Origin of the sequence: Phenylobacterium sp. (genome assembly GCF_035944335.1) — a bacterium.
Lineage (GTDB): Bacteria > Pseudomonadota > Alphaproteobacteria > Caulobacterales > Caulobacteraceae > Phenylobacterium.
Genome location: NZ_DASZBG010000086.1, coordinates 1 through 14,755 on the forward strand (window position 1 = coordinate 1; position 14,755 = coordinate 14,755).

The window sequence follows — 14,755 nt, forward strand, 5'->3', positions numbered from 1 at the left end:
GGCGCCGGCGGGGCGAAGCGCATGTAGGCGAGGTAGAGACCGGCGGCCAGGTGGACGGCTAGACTTACGCCCACCGCCATCCGCAAGTGCGAGGACTTTGGCTTTCCCCTGCCGGTCTCGAAGCCGATGGGAAGGCTCTCGCGGATGACCATGACTGGCTTCCTACGCTCAGGCTACACGCGTAAGATATTACACGCGTCACAGAGAAGATCAAGCGGGCTGCAATCATGGTTAGCGACACGTTAACCATGCCGGACCGACTCCTAGCGCCATGGCGGCGATTCAGGGCATCCGGGGCGTGGTGGAGGCGGCGATCGAGCGCGCCTCCAAGGCGACGGGCGTCGACTTCTCGTTCCTGATGAAGACCGCCGGTCGCGAAAGCGGCATGAACCCCGGCGCCAAGGCCGGCGGATCGTCGGCGGCCGGGCTCTTCCAGTTCGTCGAGCAGACCTGGCTTTCCACCCTCAAGCAGCATGGCAGCAAATATGGCTACGCCCGCTACGCCGAGCTGATCTCCAAGGGCTCCGACGGCCACTATCACGTGAGCGGCGACGAGGCGAAGAAGGCGGTGATGGACCTGCGGCTCGACCCGCACGCCGCCTCCCTGATGGCCGGCGAGCTGGCGTCCGACTCGGCGGCCTATCTGAAGGGCCGCATGGGCCGCTCGCCCACCGCCGGCGAACTCTACGCCGCCCATTTCCTGGGCCCCCAGGGTTCGGCCAAGCTGATCGAGGCCAAGCAGACCACCCCCGGCGCCACCGCCGCGCACCTGTTCCCCGACGCCGCGCGGGCCAACAAGGCGATCTTCTTCTCCGAGGGCCGAGCCAAATCGGTGGCCGAGGTCTACGAAAACCTGACCAAGGCCGGCGGGCCGGGCGGGGCGGTGGATCACACAACGCCGGCCAGCGACGACGGCTTCCTGCAATATGCCTCGGCCCGGCGCGAGGACCGCATGCGCGCGCAGGACGAGCTCGTGGCGATGATCCTGCGCGGCTCCCAGCCGGCCGACGAGATCGGGGTCGGCACGCGGCTGACCGGGTCGATGTTCACCTCGGAGATGCTGAAGCTGCTCTCCGACGCCCGGGGCGGCCAGAGCTGAGGTCGATGCGGCCGCGGCCGGCTACCGCTCGCGGACGGCCTCGGCGGTCGCCGCCTTCAGCTGTTCGATGCGCCTCAGGTATAGCCGCGCGAGCTGGTCCGGGCTGGAGACAGCGTTGCGGCCGTCGCGCCACGCGAGCTGGCGCTGGCGCAGCAGGCCGCGATCCTCATGCGCGGCCAGGGCCTCGGCGTAGGCGCGCCGAAGTTCCGCCTGCAGACGCCGCAGCCGCGGTTCACGACAGATGACCGTGTCCGCCGGGGTCGGCTCGCCGCTGCACGCCGTCTCGCTGGCCGACGCGGCCTCGGCGACCCGCTCCTGCGATCCTGGGACCACGGCATGGGCCTCGGTTGCGGCGGTGCGGGATGGCGCGGATTCCGCGGCGACAGGGGCCGGCTCGGGGGGTGACGCGGTCGCGGCGGCGGTGGTCGACGCGTCGGCCGGGCCCGCCGCTGAGGCAAGCTGGGTTTCGGCGACGACAGGCCCCGCCACGGCGGGCGCCGCAGCGATGGCGGGCTCGGAGCCGACGACCACGGGCAAGGGCCGCCGCGGCGTGGCGTGAGCCGCCGAGGCGAGCGCGGGCTGCGGCGGCGCCCACGAGCCGCCTCCGGCCGCCCACCAGCCGGCGGCGACCCCGCCCGCGAGACCCATGGCGAAACACAGCGCGCCCCAGTGGCCCCAGCGCGACCGCGCCGGCGCGGGCGCCGCCGCCGCCAAGGTCGGTTGCGCAGTCTCGTGCCCGAGGGTCAGCGGCGGCTCGTCATCCGGTGACAGAAACACCTCGTCGGGCGCCGCCAGCGGGTCGCCAAGTTGCAGCTCGACGAGGCGGGGTTCGCGGCGCGAGGACCGCCGCCACGCCTTGGCCTTCGCCGGCGCAGGCCGCGCCCGCCGCGCGTCCATCTCCCGCAGTATCTCATACGACTGAGCCGCCTGCCCACGGTTGCGCGCGCTGTCGAGCAATTGCCGGAGCTCCTGCGCGGGCAGGGTGGATAGATCGATCTTCGACATCACGAGCTTCTCGGGCGCCTCTAACACATTCGCGCGAGCGCCCGTCACCTCACTCGCCCCGCCAGACTGACCCGTCCGGGCCGCCAAGGGAACACCCATTGTTGTCGCAGCAGCGTTGGGACGTTCTTCAGGTTGGGTCAGGACGGCGTCGCAACGGCCTCTCAGTACTTGCTGCCGCTCTGGTAGTAGGCGTCGGTGGCCAGGCCCGCGAGCAGGCCGGGCTCGCGAGGCGCCCAGCCCAGTTCGGCATGGGTGACGTGGGCGGTGGCCGGCGCGTCGATGCCGAAGAACATGCCGAGGAAGCCGAAGTGCTCGGCGGCCTTTTCGGCGGGCAGGCTCTGCACCGGTAGGTTCAGATGCCGGCCGATGGCCTCGGCGATCTGGCGCGTCGGCACGCCTTCGTCGCCGACCGCGTGGTAGCGGGCCCCGGGCGATCCCTTCTCGAGCGCCAGACGATAGAGGCGCGCCGCGTCGAGGCGGTGCACGGCCGGCCAGCGGTTGGCGCCGTCACCGATGTAGGCCGCCACGCCGCTGCGGCGCGCGACGTCGATCAGGCGCGGCGTGAAGCCCCGGTCGTCCTTGCTGTGCACCGTGGGCGCCAGGCGGATGGCGGCGGTTCGCACCCCGCGCTGGGCCGCGGCCGCCACGAGGTTTTCGGTGCCGCCACGCCCGAAGTCCGCCCCGACGTCGGTTTCGGTGAGGACCGCCCCCGGCCGCATCATCAGGAGCCCGGAGCTGATCACCAGGGGCTTGTCCGAGCCCGCCAGGGCCTCGAGAATCGCTTCCACGGCGACGCGCTCGATCTGGGCGTTCTCGGCGAAGCGGGAGAAATCGTGGATGAAGGCCGTGTGGACGACGCCGTCGCAGGCTCGCGCCGCCTCGGCCAGCGCCTCCGGCTCGGTCAGATCGCCGCGGCGGACTTCGATCCCTCGCGACGCCAGCGCGTTGGCGCCCTCGTCGGAGCGCGCGACACCCAGCACGGTGTGCCCCGCCGCGACCAATTCGGCGATCACGGCCGTGCCGATGTAGCCCGTGGCGCCGGTGACCAGAACGCGCATGCGAGACAATCCTCTTGCGTGAAAGCAGCCTTGCAGACGGCCCTAGGCTGCCGCGCCGGCCTCGAACATGGCCTCGATGGTCTGGGCGTCGTAGCCCAGTTCGCCGAGCACCTGGCGGGTGTGTTCGCCCAGCGTCGGCGAGCGGGGGCGGACGGCGACGTCGGCGCCGGGGAAGCGCATGGGGGCGGCGGGCGAGGGGTAGGAGCCGCCTTCGCCGTCCTCCACCTGCACCAGGGCCCCGGAGGCGGCCACCTGTGGGTCGGCGGCGACGTCGGCCGGAGTCTGCAGCGGCGACCAGACAAGGTCCGCCGCGTCGAGGCGGCGGGCGATCTCCTCATAGGGCAGCTCGGCGAAGGCGACGTCGAGCTCGGCGATCAGGGCCGGGCTGTTGGCGCGGCGGTCCTTGCCGGTCGCGAAGCGCTCGTCCTCCGCCAGGTCCGGACGGCCGGCCACGTCGCAGAACTTGATCCAGTCGCCACCGCCCCCGCCACCGCGCGGGTTGTGCAGGAACCAGCGGCCCTCGGCGCTCTTGAACATGTTGCCGATCGGGTTGATCGACTGGTCCCGCGTGCGCATGGAGGCGACGCGGCCGAACTTCAGCTGCACCGAGAGGTCCGAGCCCATGGTGTAGACGCCGCTGGCCAGTAGGGAGGTGGCGACGAGGCGGCCCTGACCGGTGCGCTCCCGGTCGAACAGACCGGCCATGATCGCCGCGACGGTCGAGAGCGCGGTGATGTGGTCGCCGAAGCCCGAGCGGATCATGAACGGATCCATGCCCTTGGGCGTGGTCATGCTGGCGACGCCCGAGCGCGCCCAGAAGGCGGTGACGTCGAAGCCCGGCTTGTGGGCGTCCGGCCCCTCCAGCCCGTAGCCGGTGACCATGGCGTAGACCAGTCGCGGATTGGCCGCGCGCAGCGTATCGGCGTCGAGGCCTGCGCGCTTCAGGGCGCCGGCGCGCACATTGGTGATGAACACATCGGCGTCGGCGGCCAGTTTGGCCAGCGCGTCGCGGCCCTCGGGCTTGCCGATATCGAGCACGACGGCGCGCTTGCCGCGGTTGTCCATGTCGAAGGTCGGGTTGCCTTTTAGCTCGGACTTTACGTCGGCGAAGGCCGCGCGCATGGCGTCGCCACCCGGCCGCTCGACCTTGATGACGTCGGCGCCCCAGTCGCCCAGCATGCAGGCCGCGGCGGGGGCTGCGATGTAGGACGCGAATTCGACGACCTTGACGCCTCTCAGCAGCACGCGCGTTTCCCCGCTCCGGTTTAGCGCGCCACCTTAAACAGCTGTTTGGTCGGCGTCTAAGGGCTTGGGGACCTAGGCCACGTCGCGGTCGTTGGCGCAGGCCTTTACGGCGAGCGCATCGGCGAGCGCGCGGGCCAGCGCCGGCATGGTGAAGGGCTTGCGCAGCACCGCGCTGGCGCCGGCCGCCAGGCTCTCCTCCGCCTCGCCGGGATCACCGCCGATCAGGGCCACCAGCGGCGTGCGGCCCGCGGCGCCGTCCAGCTTGCGGATCTGGGCCATGATGTGCGGACCGTCCGAAGCCGCGGAAGCGGCGACCATCAGCACGTCGAAGTCGCAGACCCGGTTCAGCTCCACGGCGCGGCCGCCGTCGGCGGCGTGGGCCACCTTGTGACCGAGCTGTTCGAGGTGGCTGCGCAGCGTCGCGGCCGAAAGGCCGTCGTCCTCGGCCACCAGGATGCGCAGCCGCGGGCGGTCGGCGGCCAGCGCCTGGTCCTCCGCGGAGAGCGGCGGCGGGATGGACGCCTGCGCCTCGTAGGGCAGCTCGATGGTGAAGCAGGAGCCGACGCCGGCGGCGGAGTGTGCGCTCAAGCCGCCGCCCATCAGGCGCGCCAGCTGCCGGGCGAGCGTCAGGCCGAGCCCCGCGCCCGAGGTCCCGGCGCTGGTGCGCGCGATGCGCTGGAAGGGCTGGAAGGCGAGCGCCAGCTCGTCTTCGGAGAGCCCCGGTCCGGTGTCGGCGATCTCGATGGCGAGGCGCCCGCCGGCCGGCAGGCCGATCCGCACCTCCACCCGGCCGCGCAGGGTGAACCTCACCGCGTTGCCGATCAGGGCGGCCAGCACCTGGCGCACCCGCGCCGGATCGCCGATCGCCGCCCCGAGATCGGCGGACGGGTGGAGGGTTGGGGCCAGGTCGGCGCCCAGGTGCAGCGAGATCTCCAGTCCCTTGGCGGCCGCCGCCAGTCGGTGGGCCGAGACGAGGTCGCGGGCGATGGCCACGACGTCGATGGGCTCCAGCTGTACGGAGAGGCGGCCCGCCTCGGCGGTTTCGGCGTCGAGCGTGGTGTTGAGCACGCTCAGCAGGTCGTTGACCGCGTCGAGGCCGGCGGCGAGCTGTTCGCGCGACGGCGCGGCGCGGCCGCCCCGGCCCGCGGCGGCGGCCAAGACATGGGCGACCCCGGTCAGGCCGTTGCGGATCTCGTCGGAGAGCGTCGCCACCAGATCGGACTTCGAGCGCGCGAGGCGGCGGGCGGCCTCCGCCTGCTCGGCGCGCTCGGCCATCAGCCCCTCGCGCTCGGCGGCCAGGGCGAACTGGCTCCTGAGGATGCGGTTGACCATCAGGGCCAGCGCGAAGGCCAGCGCCGTGCCACCCCAGGCGAGGTGCATCGCATCGGCGTTGGTCGCGCGCCAGGTCAGGGCGAACAGCGGTCCGGCGACCGCGGCCGTACCCACCACCAGCAGCGAGGGCAACCAGGGCGCGGTGAACACCAGGCACATCACGCCGGCCGCCAGCGAGATCATCAGCAGAGTCTCGCGCGCCGGCCCCGCGGCCTCGGCGAAGGCGGCGAGCTGCAGGGGGGCGGCGGCCCAGATCAGGCCGGCCAGCAGCTGCACCCGGGCGCGGCGGCGAAGGTCCTGCGCCGCCGGCTCCTTCAGCCAGTTGACCACCGCATAGAACATCCCCCAGGCAATGGCGAAGACCACGAAGGAGGCGCTCATCCAGGCCGCGTTCGGCGCATGGCCGCCCGCCCAGACATAGATCGGCAGCGACACGGCAAAGGCCATCAGGGCGTAGGGCAGCAGGCCGGTCTGCGCCTGCAGCGCCTGCTGGCTGAGCGACGCACCGCCGCGGGCGGTCTCGGGAGGGGGAACTGCGGTCACCTCGGCCTCGCGACTGTTCGGGCCAAGCCTAGGCTCCGACCCATTGGCGCGGAGTTAGGAGAAATCGTTAATCCACAGCTTCACCGTAAAGCCCTCGTTAAGCATGACGGCGCAAAGTCAGACTCGTGGGACTCTGAATCCCTGAGGATTCGGGGCTGAGTTTGGGGGGTTTCGCTTAGCCATGGCGACGACGCGCGCGGCGTTGACGGACGAGGACATCCGTACGCTGCTCAAGGGCGTGACCGCCGACGAGCGGGCCGCGGCCGCGCAGAAGCTCTGCCAGACCATTGAGCGCGCGCCGCTCACCGATGACGACCGCGCCATGGCCGCCGAGATCGTGCGCGTCATGGCCGCCGACGCCTCCGAGCTGGTCCGCCGGGCGCTGGCCACCACCCTGAAGGCCTCCCCGCTGCTGCCGCGCGACGTCGCCCTGAAGCTGGCCCGCGACGTCGAGAGCATCTGCCTGCCGGTGCTGGCCTTCTCGCCGGCCTTCACCGACGACGACCTGACCGACATCGTGCGGCTCGGCGGGCCGGTGCGGCAGCTGGCCATCGCGCGCCGTCCGACGCTCGCCAGGCCGGTGACCGACGCCTTGGCCCGGCACGGCTCCGAGAAGGCGGTGGCGGCGGCCTGCACCAACGACAAGGCCGACTTCGGCGAAGCCGCGCTGCAGCGCATCGTCGACCGGTTCGAGGAATCCGAGCGGGTGCTGACGGCCGTGGCCTACCGCGCGGTGCTGCCGTTGTCGGTGACCGAGCGGCTGGTGGCCCTGGTGAGCGAGCAGGTCCGCGAACACCTGGTCGCCAAGCATGCGATCTCGCCCGAGGTGGCGATGGAGCTGGCCTTCGGGGCCGCCGAGCGGGCGACGGTGGACCTGGTCGACCAGGCCGGCCGGACGGCCGACGTCAAGGGGTTCGTGGCCCACCTGCACAAGGCCAAGCGGCTGACGGCGTCCGTGCTGCTGCGCGCGCTCGCCCAGGGGCACATGACCTTCTTCGAGTGGGGCGTCGCGGAGCTGGCCGGGGTGCCGCACCACCGCACCTGGCTGATGATCCACGACGCCGGGCCGCTGGGCCTGAAGGCGATCTATGAGCGGGCGGGCCTGCCGGCGCGGCTGTTCACCGCTTTCCGGGCCGCCGTGGACACCTACCACTCCATGGAATTCGACGGCGGGGCCCGCGACCGCGAGCGATTCCAGCAGAAGATGCTGCAGCGGTTCCTGACCAGCCCGCAGCCGGCCGCGCGCGAGGACGTCGACTATCTGGTCGAAAAAATGGACGAGGTCGCCAAGGTGCTCCGCGAAGAGGACATGGCGCAGAGCGCCTGAGGCGCCGGGATCCCCGGATCCAGGCGTCAGTCGGTCGGCCGGACGGAGCCGTCTGTCTCGGACAGCACCATGGTGGCGACCGGCGCGCGGAATTCGAAGATCAGGCCGCTGGACGCCCAACCATAGGTCACACGACCTTCGAGCTGGGCCGCGGCGCGTTCGATCACGGTGGATCCGACGCCGCGCCGGTCGGGCGGCGAAACCTCCGGGCCGCCTTCTTCGCGCCAGCGGATCAGGATGTCCTCCTTGCCGCGACGCCATTCGATCTGGACCCGACCGCCGCTATTGGAGAGCGCGCCGTACTTGGCGGCGTTGGTGACCAGTTCGTGGACGATCAGGGCGACGGACTGCGCCGCCGAGGGCCGCAGGGGCAGCATGGTGCCGCTCACCCAGGCACGGGCCTCCTCGCCCATGTAGGGGGCCAGTTCTTCGCTGACGAGGCGCTGCAGGTCGGCGCCCAGCCAGCGGCTCTTGGCCAGCAGGCTGTGGGCGCGGGCCAGCGCCTGGATGCGGCCGTTGATGGAATCGCGCAGGCTGTCGACGTCGTCGCTGCGCGTCAGGCGCACGATCGACTGCACCACCGAGAGCAGGTTGTTGGCGCGGTGGTTCACCTCGTTGGTGAGCAGCTCCTGCCGTTCCTCGGCGTTCTTCCGGTCGGTGATGTCGACCAGCATGTTGACCGCGCCGACCACGGCGCCGGCCTGGTCGTAGAGCGGGGTCGGATAGGGGGCGAACGCCACGCGCGAGCCGTCGGGCCGCTCGGCGATCGCCTCGGCGCCGCGCACCGCACGGCCTTCCTTGAGCGCCACGGCCATGGGGCATTCGTCGTGCGGCAGCGGCGAGCCGTCGAGGTGGAAGAGCTTCCAGGTGACGCACCACATGTCGCCGAGCGCCGGGCGGCGGCCGGCGAACTGGACCGCGGCCTCGTTGTAGAAGGTGATCCGGCCCTCGGCGTCGGTCGTATAGATGGCGGCGGGCAGGGCGTTCAGCAGGTCGCGATACCAGACCTCGCGTCCGAAGAACTCCTCCTGCGCCGCCGAGAGCTCGACGACCTGGGCTTCCGCGGAGCGGCGGCGGGGTGTTTCGGCGCGTTCGGACATTCGAGATTCTCCGCGGCGGGCTTCCCTCGGGGCCCGACGCCAACTGGTCCTAACGCGCCAAAACGTCATCCGGCTATCGCAAATCTCGGAAAATCATTGGCTTGCCCAGGCCCGACCCACGTCCCAAGCTGGCGCCATGACCGACGTCCGCCCTGCGCCAAAGACCGATCCCGAGATCAAACCGGCCGCCACCATCCTCCTGCTGCGCGACCAGCCCGGCCTCGAGGTGCTGATGGTCAAGCGCCATCACCAGATCGACTTCGCCTCGGGCGCCCTGGTGTTCCCGGGCGGCAAGAGCCACGCCGGCGACCACGATCCGGCCTGGGCCGAGCACTCGCTGGGCTGGGACGAGCACGACGCCGAGCAGCGGGGCCTGCGCATCGCGGCCATCCGCGAGGTGTTCGAGGAGGCCGGCATCCTGCTCGCCAAGCGCCGCAACGGCGAGCCGATCGGCGGCGAGGCTTGCCCGCTCTCCGTGCGCCAGGCGGTGGACGCCGGGACCACGCATTTTCTCGATGTGGTGAGCGGGCTCCAGGCGCGGCTGGACCTGTCCATGCTGACCACCTTCGCGCGCTGGATCACCCCGCCGCTGACGCCGAAGCGGTTCGACACCTGGTTCTATGTGGTCAAGGCGCCCGACGACCAGCTGGCCGCCTGCGACGGCCGCGAGACGGTGGACGCGGAATGGATCGCGCCCGGGGAAGCCCTGCGGCTGGCCGAATCCGGCGAGCGCAAGGTGATCTTCCCGACGCGGATGAACCTGAAACTGCTGGCCGAGGCGGGCCATGCGGCCGACGCGGTGGCCCGCGCGGCGGCCCGCAGCCTGGTCACCGTCCAGCCGCAGATCCAGGAGCGCCCGCACGGCCGCGTACTGGTCCTGCCGCCCGACGCCGGCTACGGCGCGGTGGAGGAGAAGCTGGAAAACGTGATGTAGGAGCCTGGGAGGGGCCGGATTAGCAGCCCATCTCCTTCACGCGGCGCTCGAGTTCGGAGATCAGGGCGGCGCCGAGCGGATGGTCGTCGGCCTTCATGTCTTCGCGGACGGCGGCCTTGATGGCGTCGATATGGGCGTCCACCAGGGTCATCGGGGCGCTGAGGCGCTTGTCCTTCTCGTCGATCAGCCGGCACAGCGAGCCGGCGATGCGGGTGATCAGCTGATAGCCGTAGGTGGTGCCCAGGCCCTTCAGGTCGTGCGAGCGGAGATAGAGGTTCTCCATGGTCTCGGGGGTCAGGCCGGCGGTCTTCACCTGCAGGCGGGCGGCTTCGAGCTTGCTGATCTCGTCCTGCAGCCACTGGCCGAAGTTGCCGGAGAGGCTTTTCAGGGCGGCTTCGGCCTTGGCGATCGCCGCGGCGTCGATGGAGCCCAGGCGGCCCCCGCCGACCTTCAGGCGCAGCTGGCTCGGCGCCGGGATCATCTGGCTCGGATTTTGTTGGCTCACGGAAGCCCCCTTCCTCATGCGGAGCGAAGTCGTAAACCCAACCCGTTAATAAGCGGTGAGCCGCAACCTCCGGTTTCCAGAGGCTTTTCCGCAATCAGCGATCGCGCCTAGCCGGAAAACTGCTCGGCCAGGACGCGTTCTTCCAGGCTGCGGCCGGCGTCGAACAGCATGGTCAGGCCGATCTCCCGATCCTCGGCGATGTCCACCCGGACGACGTCGCGCACCTCGTAGTTGTCGGCCACGGCGCTGACCGGGCGCTTGTCGGCCTCGAGGATCTCGAAGGCGACCTTCGAGGAGTGCGGCAGGAGGGCGCCGCGCCAGCGCCGGGGGCGGAAGGCGCTGATCGGGGTGAGCGCCAGGACGCGGGCGTCGAGCGGGATGATCGGTCCGTGCGCCGAGAGGTTGTAGGCGGTGGAGCCGGCCGGCGTGGAGACCAGCGCCCCGTCGCAGACCAGTTCCGCCAGCCTGACCTTGCGGTCGATGGAGATGCGCAGCTTGGCGGTCTGGCGCGTCTGGCGGAGCAAGGAGACCTCGTTGAAGGCCAGCGCGTCGTGGGTCTCGCCGCCGGCGTCCGTGGCGTGCATGCGCAGCGGATGGATCACGGCGCGCTCCGCGGCGGTGATCCGCTCCAGGAGGTCGTCCTCGGAATATTCGTTCATCAGGAAGCCGACGGAGCCGCGGTTCATGCCGTAGATCGGCGCGCCGTCGGCCATGCGGCTGTGCAGGGTCTCCAGCATGAAGCCGTCGCCGCCCAGGGCCACCACGACCTGGGCCCTGTCGCGGGCGTCGCCATAGCGTTCGGCGAGCCGCGCGCAGGCCTCCTGCGCCTCGGGCCGGTCGCTGGCCACGAAGGCGATGCGCGTCACGATGGGCTCGGCCTTGGACATGGCTTGCGAGAAGCAGGCGCCGAACGGCGGTTGTCAAACCCGGCCGGTCGCCGAGCCTAGATGGATTGCGCCGCCTGGCGGAAGGCGATGCCGGCCACCTGGGGACTGACCGGGCCGAAGGCGCCGGTGGCGCGGCGCGCGCTCTCAGCGCCGCCCGAGGGCCGGCCGCCGTTCAGCTCGCGCACCATGATCAGGATGGTGGGGAAGACGCTGCGGTCGATGCCGACGGCCGCGCAGGCGAGCCCCAGCAATTCGGGGCGGTCGGAATCGATGGCGCGGCGGATGTGGTCGGCCTCGAAGCGGCCCAGCATGGCCAGGGTCGTGCAGAACAGCGACAGCCGGCCTTCGCGGAGCGCGCGGATCAGGTATCCCGGGCGCAGTTGGCCGGCGGCGTGCAACTTGTCGACCAGCCGCCGCTCCATGGCCACGCGCTCGTCCTCGCGCGCCACCACCACAAGGCCGCCGTTCTCGGCCCCGCCGGCGTGGGCTTCGGCCACCGCGCCGGAAAGGACGCCGGCCAGCACCTCGGGGTCGAGGCGGAAGCGCTCGGCGAGCGACTGGCGCAGCGCCTGGCCGACCCAGACGTAGAGTTGCAGGGCGAGCTCGCTGGTCAGCTTGGGGTGCCGCGACAGGGGTGAGCGCAGGGCGGCGACCTGGCGAGCCGTGTCCACCAGCCGAGCCATGTCCGCTGGCGAGAGCTCGGCTGTCGGATTGCCGCAGAGGGCGGCGAGCACCGCCGGCTCGGATTGCTTCAGGATCGCGGCGACCACCGGGGCGCCCAGTTGCGGCCGGCGCGCCACCTCGATCTGGTGCTCGATGGTGGCTTCGGCGAGGAGGCGGATGAGATCATGGTCGCGTAGCACAGGGCTGGCGGCGATGATCGGCCGGGCGATCTCGATCTCATCCAGCGCCAGCACATTGATCAGCGCGGGCGGCGCCCAGTCGGCATGGGTCAGCTTCTCGGCGAGGCGCTGGCGGATGTCGCGCTCGGCCTCGACCACCAGGCTCAGGAAGATGGAGTTGAGCAGCGCCTGGATCTCGGGCTGGCTCATGGCCGCGCCCTCGCCGCCGGCCTCGCACAGCTCGACGATCCCCAAGAGCAGGCGCTCGCGGTCCGCGGGCGAACGGCTCTTGGCCAGGTCGAGCAGGCTGTCGCGGTTGGCTGCGAAGGTCACGCTCCCCTCCCAAGGGGCAAAGACTGGGGCGCAAAGACTGGGGCGCAAAGACTGGGCGTCGTGGAATCAGCGGGCTGAATGTGCTGGGTCCCGATGAAAACATGCTTAAACAATCCTCGCCGCCCGTCGTCGCGGCCAAGATTTTGGGGAGGGACGTTGAATGGCCGAACCGCTGTTGCTCGCGCTCGACCAGGGCACCACCAGCACCCGCGCCATCCTGTTCGACGCCGAGGGCCACGCGCTCGCCGAGGCCGGCCGGCCGCTGCAACAGCTCTATCCGCACGACGGCTGGGTCGAGCACGACGCCGAGGAGATCTACCAAGCCTGCGTCGCGGTGCTGCGCGAAGCGGTCGAGACCGCCGGGCGACGGCTGGAGGAGGTGGCGGCCATCGGCATCACCAACCAGCGCGAGACGGTGGTGATCTGGGACAAGGCCACGGGCAAGCCGATCCACAAGGCGGTGGTCTGGCAGGACCGGCGCACGGCCGAGGCCTGCGAGCGGCTGCGCGGCGAGGGGCGCGAGGCGCGGGTGACCGAGATCACCGGCCTGCTGCTGGACCCTTATTTTTCGGGCACCAAGATCGCCTGGCTGCTGGACCAGGTGGCCGGCGCGCGGGCGGCCGCCAAGGCGGGCGAACTGCTGGCCGGGACCATCGACGCCTGGGTCATCTGGAAGCTGACCGGCGGCCGGGTCCATGCCACCGACGCCACCAACGCCTCGCGCACCCTGCTGTTCGACATCCGCCGCCAGGAATGGTCGCAGGAGATGGGCGACATGCTGGGCGCGCCGTTGAATATATTGCCCCAAGTCCTAGATTGCGCGGGTGATTTCGGCGAGACGGACGCCGCGATCCTCGGCCGCGCCATCCCGATCCGCGGTGTGGCCGGCGACCAGCAGGCCGCGCTCATGGGCCAGGGCTGCATCGCGCCCGGCGAGATGAAGGCCACCTACGGCACCGGCTGCTTCATGCTGATCAACACCGGCGAAACCGCGCCGGTCTCGCAGGCGCGGCTGCTGACCACCGTGGCGGCGCGGGTCGAGGGCCGCACGACCTATGCTCTGGAGGGCGCGATCTTCATCGCCGGCGCGGCGATCCAGTGGCTAGGCGAGGAGCTGAGCGTTCAGGGCGGGCCCCAGGCGGCGGAGCGGCTGGCCGCCTCGGCGCGGGAGGATCATGGGGTGGTGCTGGTTCCGGCTTTCACGGGCCTGGGCGCCCCCTGGTGGGACGCCAATGCGCGCGGCGCGATCTTCGGCCTGACCCGCGACGCGGGCCTGGCGGAAATCAGCCAAGCCGCCTTCGACGCGTGCGCCCTGCAGACGCGCGACCTTATCGAGGCCATGCGGGCCGATGCGCCGCAGGCCTTCAAGGGCGCGGTGGAGATGCGCATCGACGGGGGCATGTCGCGCAGCGCCTGGTTCGCCCAGCGGCTCGCCGACCTGACGGGCGTCAGCGTCTCCCGCGCCACCTACCAGGAGACCACGGCGCTGGGCGCGGCGCTGTTCGCGGGCCTGGGCGCGGGCATCTACAAAAGCCTGGAGGAGGCCGCCGGCTCGCGGCCCAACACCGAGGGCTATGCCCCGGCCATGGACGAGCGGCGCCGCGAGGCCGCCTACGCTCGCTGGCTCGACGCGGTCGCCCGCGTGCGCACCTGAACTTGACGCGCCAGTCCGCTGAGAGGACCCTAGAGACACAAATCTGGAACCAGGAGACGGGCCATGGCGGACGGATCGGTCGTCGACGTCACATCCCTCAAGGGCAAGGTGAGCGCCGAGGAGTGGCAGGCGCGGGTGGATCTCGCCGCGCTCTACCGGCTCGTCGCCCTGCACGGGTGGGACGACCTCATCTACACCCACATCTCCGCCCGCATCCCCGGGCCGGAGCACCATTTCCTGATCAATCCCTACGGGCTGCTGTTCGACGAGATGACCGCCTCGTCGCTGGTGAAGATCGACCTCGAGGGGAACATCCTCCAGGAGACGCCCTACTTCATCAATCCGGCGGGCTTCACCATCCACTCGGCGATCCACGCCGCGCGCGAGGACGCCAAATTCGTGATGCACCTGCACTCCGACCAGGGCGTGGCCGTGGCGGCGCAGAAAGAGGGGCTGCTGCCCCTGTCGCAGCATGCGCTGATCGTGCTGCCTCAGCTGGCCTATCACGACTATGAGGGCATCGCGCTCAACCTCGATGAACGCGAGCGGCTGGTGGCCGATATCGGGACCAAGAACCTGATGTTGCTGCGCAACCACGGCACGCTGTCGGTGGGCGAGACCGCCGCCAACTGCTGGGTCGGGATGTTCTACCTGGAGCGGGCCTGCAAGCAGCAGGTGATGGCCTTGTCGGCCGGCCGCGAGAACGTGCTGTTTGCCCCGCAGGCCTCGCAAAACGAGGTGAAGGGCCAGACCGGGCGCGGGATTGGCGGCCAGCTCGCCTGGCCCGGCTGCCTGCGTAAGCTCGATCGAGAGCTGCCCGGCTACGACGCCTGAGGGCGTCTCCCGGCCTGATTTTCCACGGCCGTCGCCCGGGAGGCGGCCGCATTCGCC

At 71.0% G+C, this 14,755-nt stretch carries 13 protein-coding genes; 5 read left to right on the forward strand and 8 right to left on the reverse strand.

Going from position 1 to position 14,755, the window contains the following annotated elements:
- Positions 1-271 precede the first annotated feature (271 nt).
- A complete protein-coding gene (locus tag VGT80_RS14515) occupies positions 272-1,099 on the forward strand; it encodes a transglycosylase SLT domain-containing protein (protein WP_327457002.1) in 828 nt (275 codons plus the stop codon).
- Between the two features lie 21 nt (positions 1,100-1,120).
- On the opposite strand, the gene VGT80_RS14520 is transcribed toward VGT80_RS14515, so the two are convergent.
- The 4 genes from VGT80_RS14520 to VGT80_RS14535 all read right to left on the reverse strand — a co-directional run bounded on the left by VGT80_RS14520 (position 1,121) and on the right by VGT80_RS14535 (position 6,282).
- Positions 1,121-2,104, reverse strand: a complete 984-nt coding sequence (locus VGT80_RS14520; protein WP_327457003.1) for a hypothetical protein — start codon at positions 2,102-2,104, stop codon at positions 1,121-1,123.
- A gap of 161 nt (positions 2,105-2,265) precedes the next feature.
- Entirely contained in the window at positions 2,266-3,162 is an 897-nt protein-coding gene (locus tag VGT80_RS14525) for an SDR family oxidoreductase (protein ID WP_327457004.1), read from the reverse strand.
- 42 nt (positions 3,163-3,204) lie between these two features.
- Complete coding sequence (locus VGT80_RS14530) at positions 3,205-4,407, reverse strand: CoA transferase (protein WP_327457005.1); 1,203 nt, start codon at positions 4,405-4,407, stop codon at positions 3,205-3,207.
- A 72-nt stretch (positions 4,408-4,479) separates the two neighbouring features.
- Complete coding sequence (locus VGT80_RS14535; RefSeq protein ID WP_327457006.1) at positions 4,480-6,282, reverse strand: ATP-binding response regulator; 1,803 nt, start codon at positions 6,280-6,282, stop codon at positions 4,480-4,482.
- 181 nt (positions 6,283-6,463) lie between these two features.
- Between VGT80_RS14535 and VGT80_RS14540 the strand changes: the two genes are divergently transcribed.
- The gene (locus VGT80_RS14540; RefSeq protein WP_327457008.1) at positions 6,464-7,609 is read left to right on the forward strand and encodes a DUF2336 domain-containing protein; all 1,146 of its coding nucleotides are present in this window, start codon (positions 6,464-6,466) and stop codon (positions 7,607-7,609) included.
- Positions 7,610-7,635: 26 nt separating this feature from the next.
- Here the strand turns inward: VGT80_RS14540 and VGT80_RS14545 are convergent, their stop codons facing one another.
- Positions 7,636-8,709, reverse strand: coding sequence for a sensor histidine kinase (locus VGT80_RS14545; RefSeq protein ID WP_327457010.1), 1,074 nt, complete (start codon positions 8,707-8,709; stop codon positions 7,636-7,638).
- Between the two features lie 136 nt (positions 8,710-8,845).
- On the opposite strand from VGT80_RS14545, the gene VGT80_RS14550 reads away from it, so the two are divergent.
- Entirely contained in the window at positions 8,846-9,643 is a 798-nt protein-coding gene (locus VGT80_RS14550; protein WP_327457012.1) for an NUDIX hydrolase, read from the forward strand.
- Between the two features lie 19 nt (positions 9,644-9,662).
- Here VGT80_RS14550 and VGT80_RS14555 read toward each other — a convergent pair whose 3' ends face one another.
- The 3 genes from VGT80_RS14555 to VGT80_RS14565 all read right to left on the reverse strand — a co-directional run bounded on the left by VGT80_RS14555 (position 9,663) and on the right by VGT80_RS14565 (position 12,210).
- On the reverse strand, positions 9,663-10,166 hold the full coding sequence (locus tag VGT80_RS14555; RefSeq protein WP_414693912.1) for an Hpt domain-containing protein: 504 nt from the start codon (positions 10,164-10,166) through the stop codon (positions 9,663-9,665).
- A gap of 89 nt (positions 10,167-10,255) precedes the next feature.
- A complete protein-coding gene (locus VGT80_RS14560; RefSeq protein ID WP_327457016.1) occupies positions 10,256-11,035 on the reverse strand; it encodes an NAD kinase in 780 nt (259 codons plus the stop codon).
- Between the two features lie 56 nt (positions 11,036-11,091).
- Entirely contained in the window at positions 11,092-12,210 is a 1,119-nt protein-coding gene (locus VGT80_RS14565) for a DUF2336 domain-containing protein (RefSeq protein WP_327457018.1), read from the reverse strand.
- A 160-nt stretch (positions 12,211-12,370) separates the two neighbouring features.
- On the opposite strand from VGT80_RS14565, the gene glpK reads away from it, so the two are divergent.
- Both glpK and VGT80_RS14575 read left to right on the forward strand, forming a co-directional pair.
- The gene (glpK, locus tag VGT80_RS14570) at positions 12,371-13,864 is read left to right on the forward strand and encodes a glycerol kinase GlpK (RefSeq protein WP_327457020.1); all 1,494 of its coding nucleotides are present in this window, start codon (positions 12,371-12,373) and stop codon (positions 13,862-13,864) included.
- A 63-nt stretch (positions 13,865-13,927) separates the two neighbouring features.
- A complete protein-coding gene (locus tag VGT80_RS14575) occupies positions 13,928-14,698 on the forward strand; it encodes a class II aldolase/adducin family protein (protein WP_327457022.1) in 771 nt (256 codons plus the stop codon).
- The last annotated feature ends 57 nt before the right edge of the window (positions 14,699-14,755 follow it).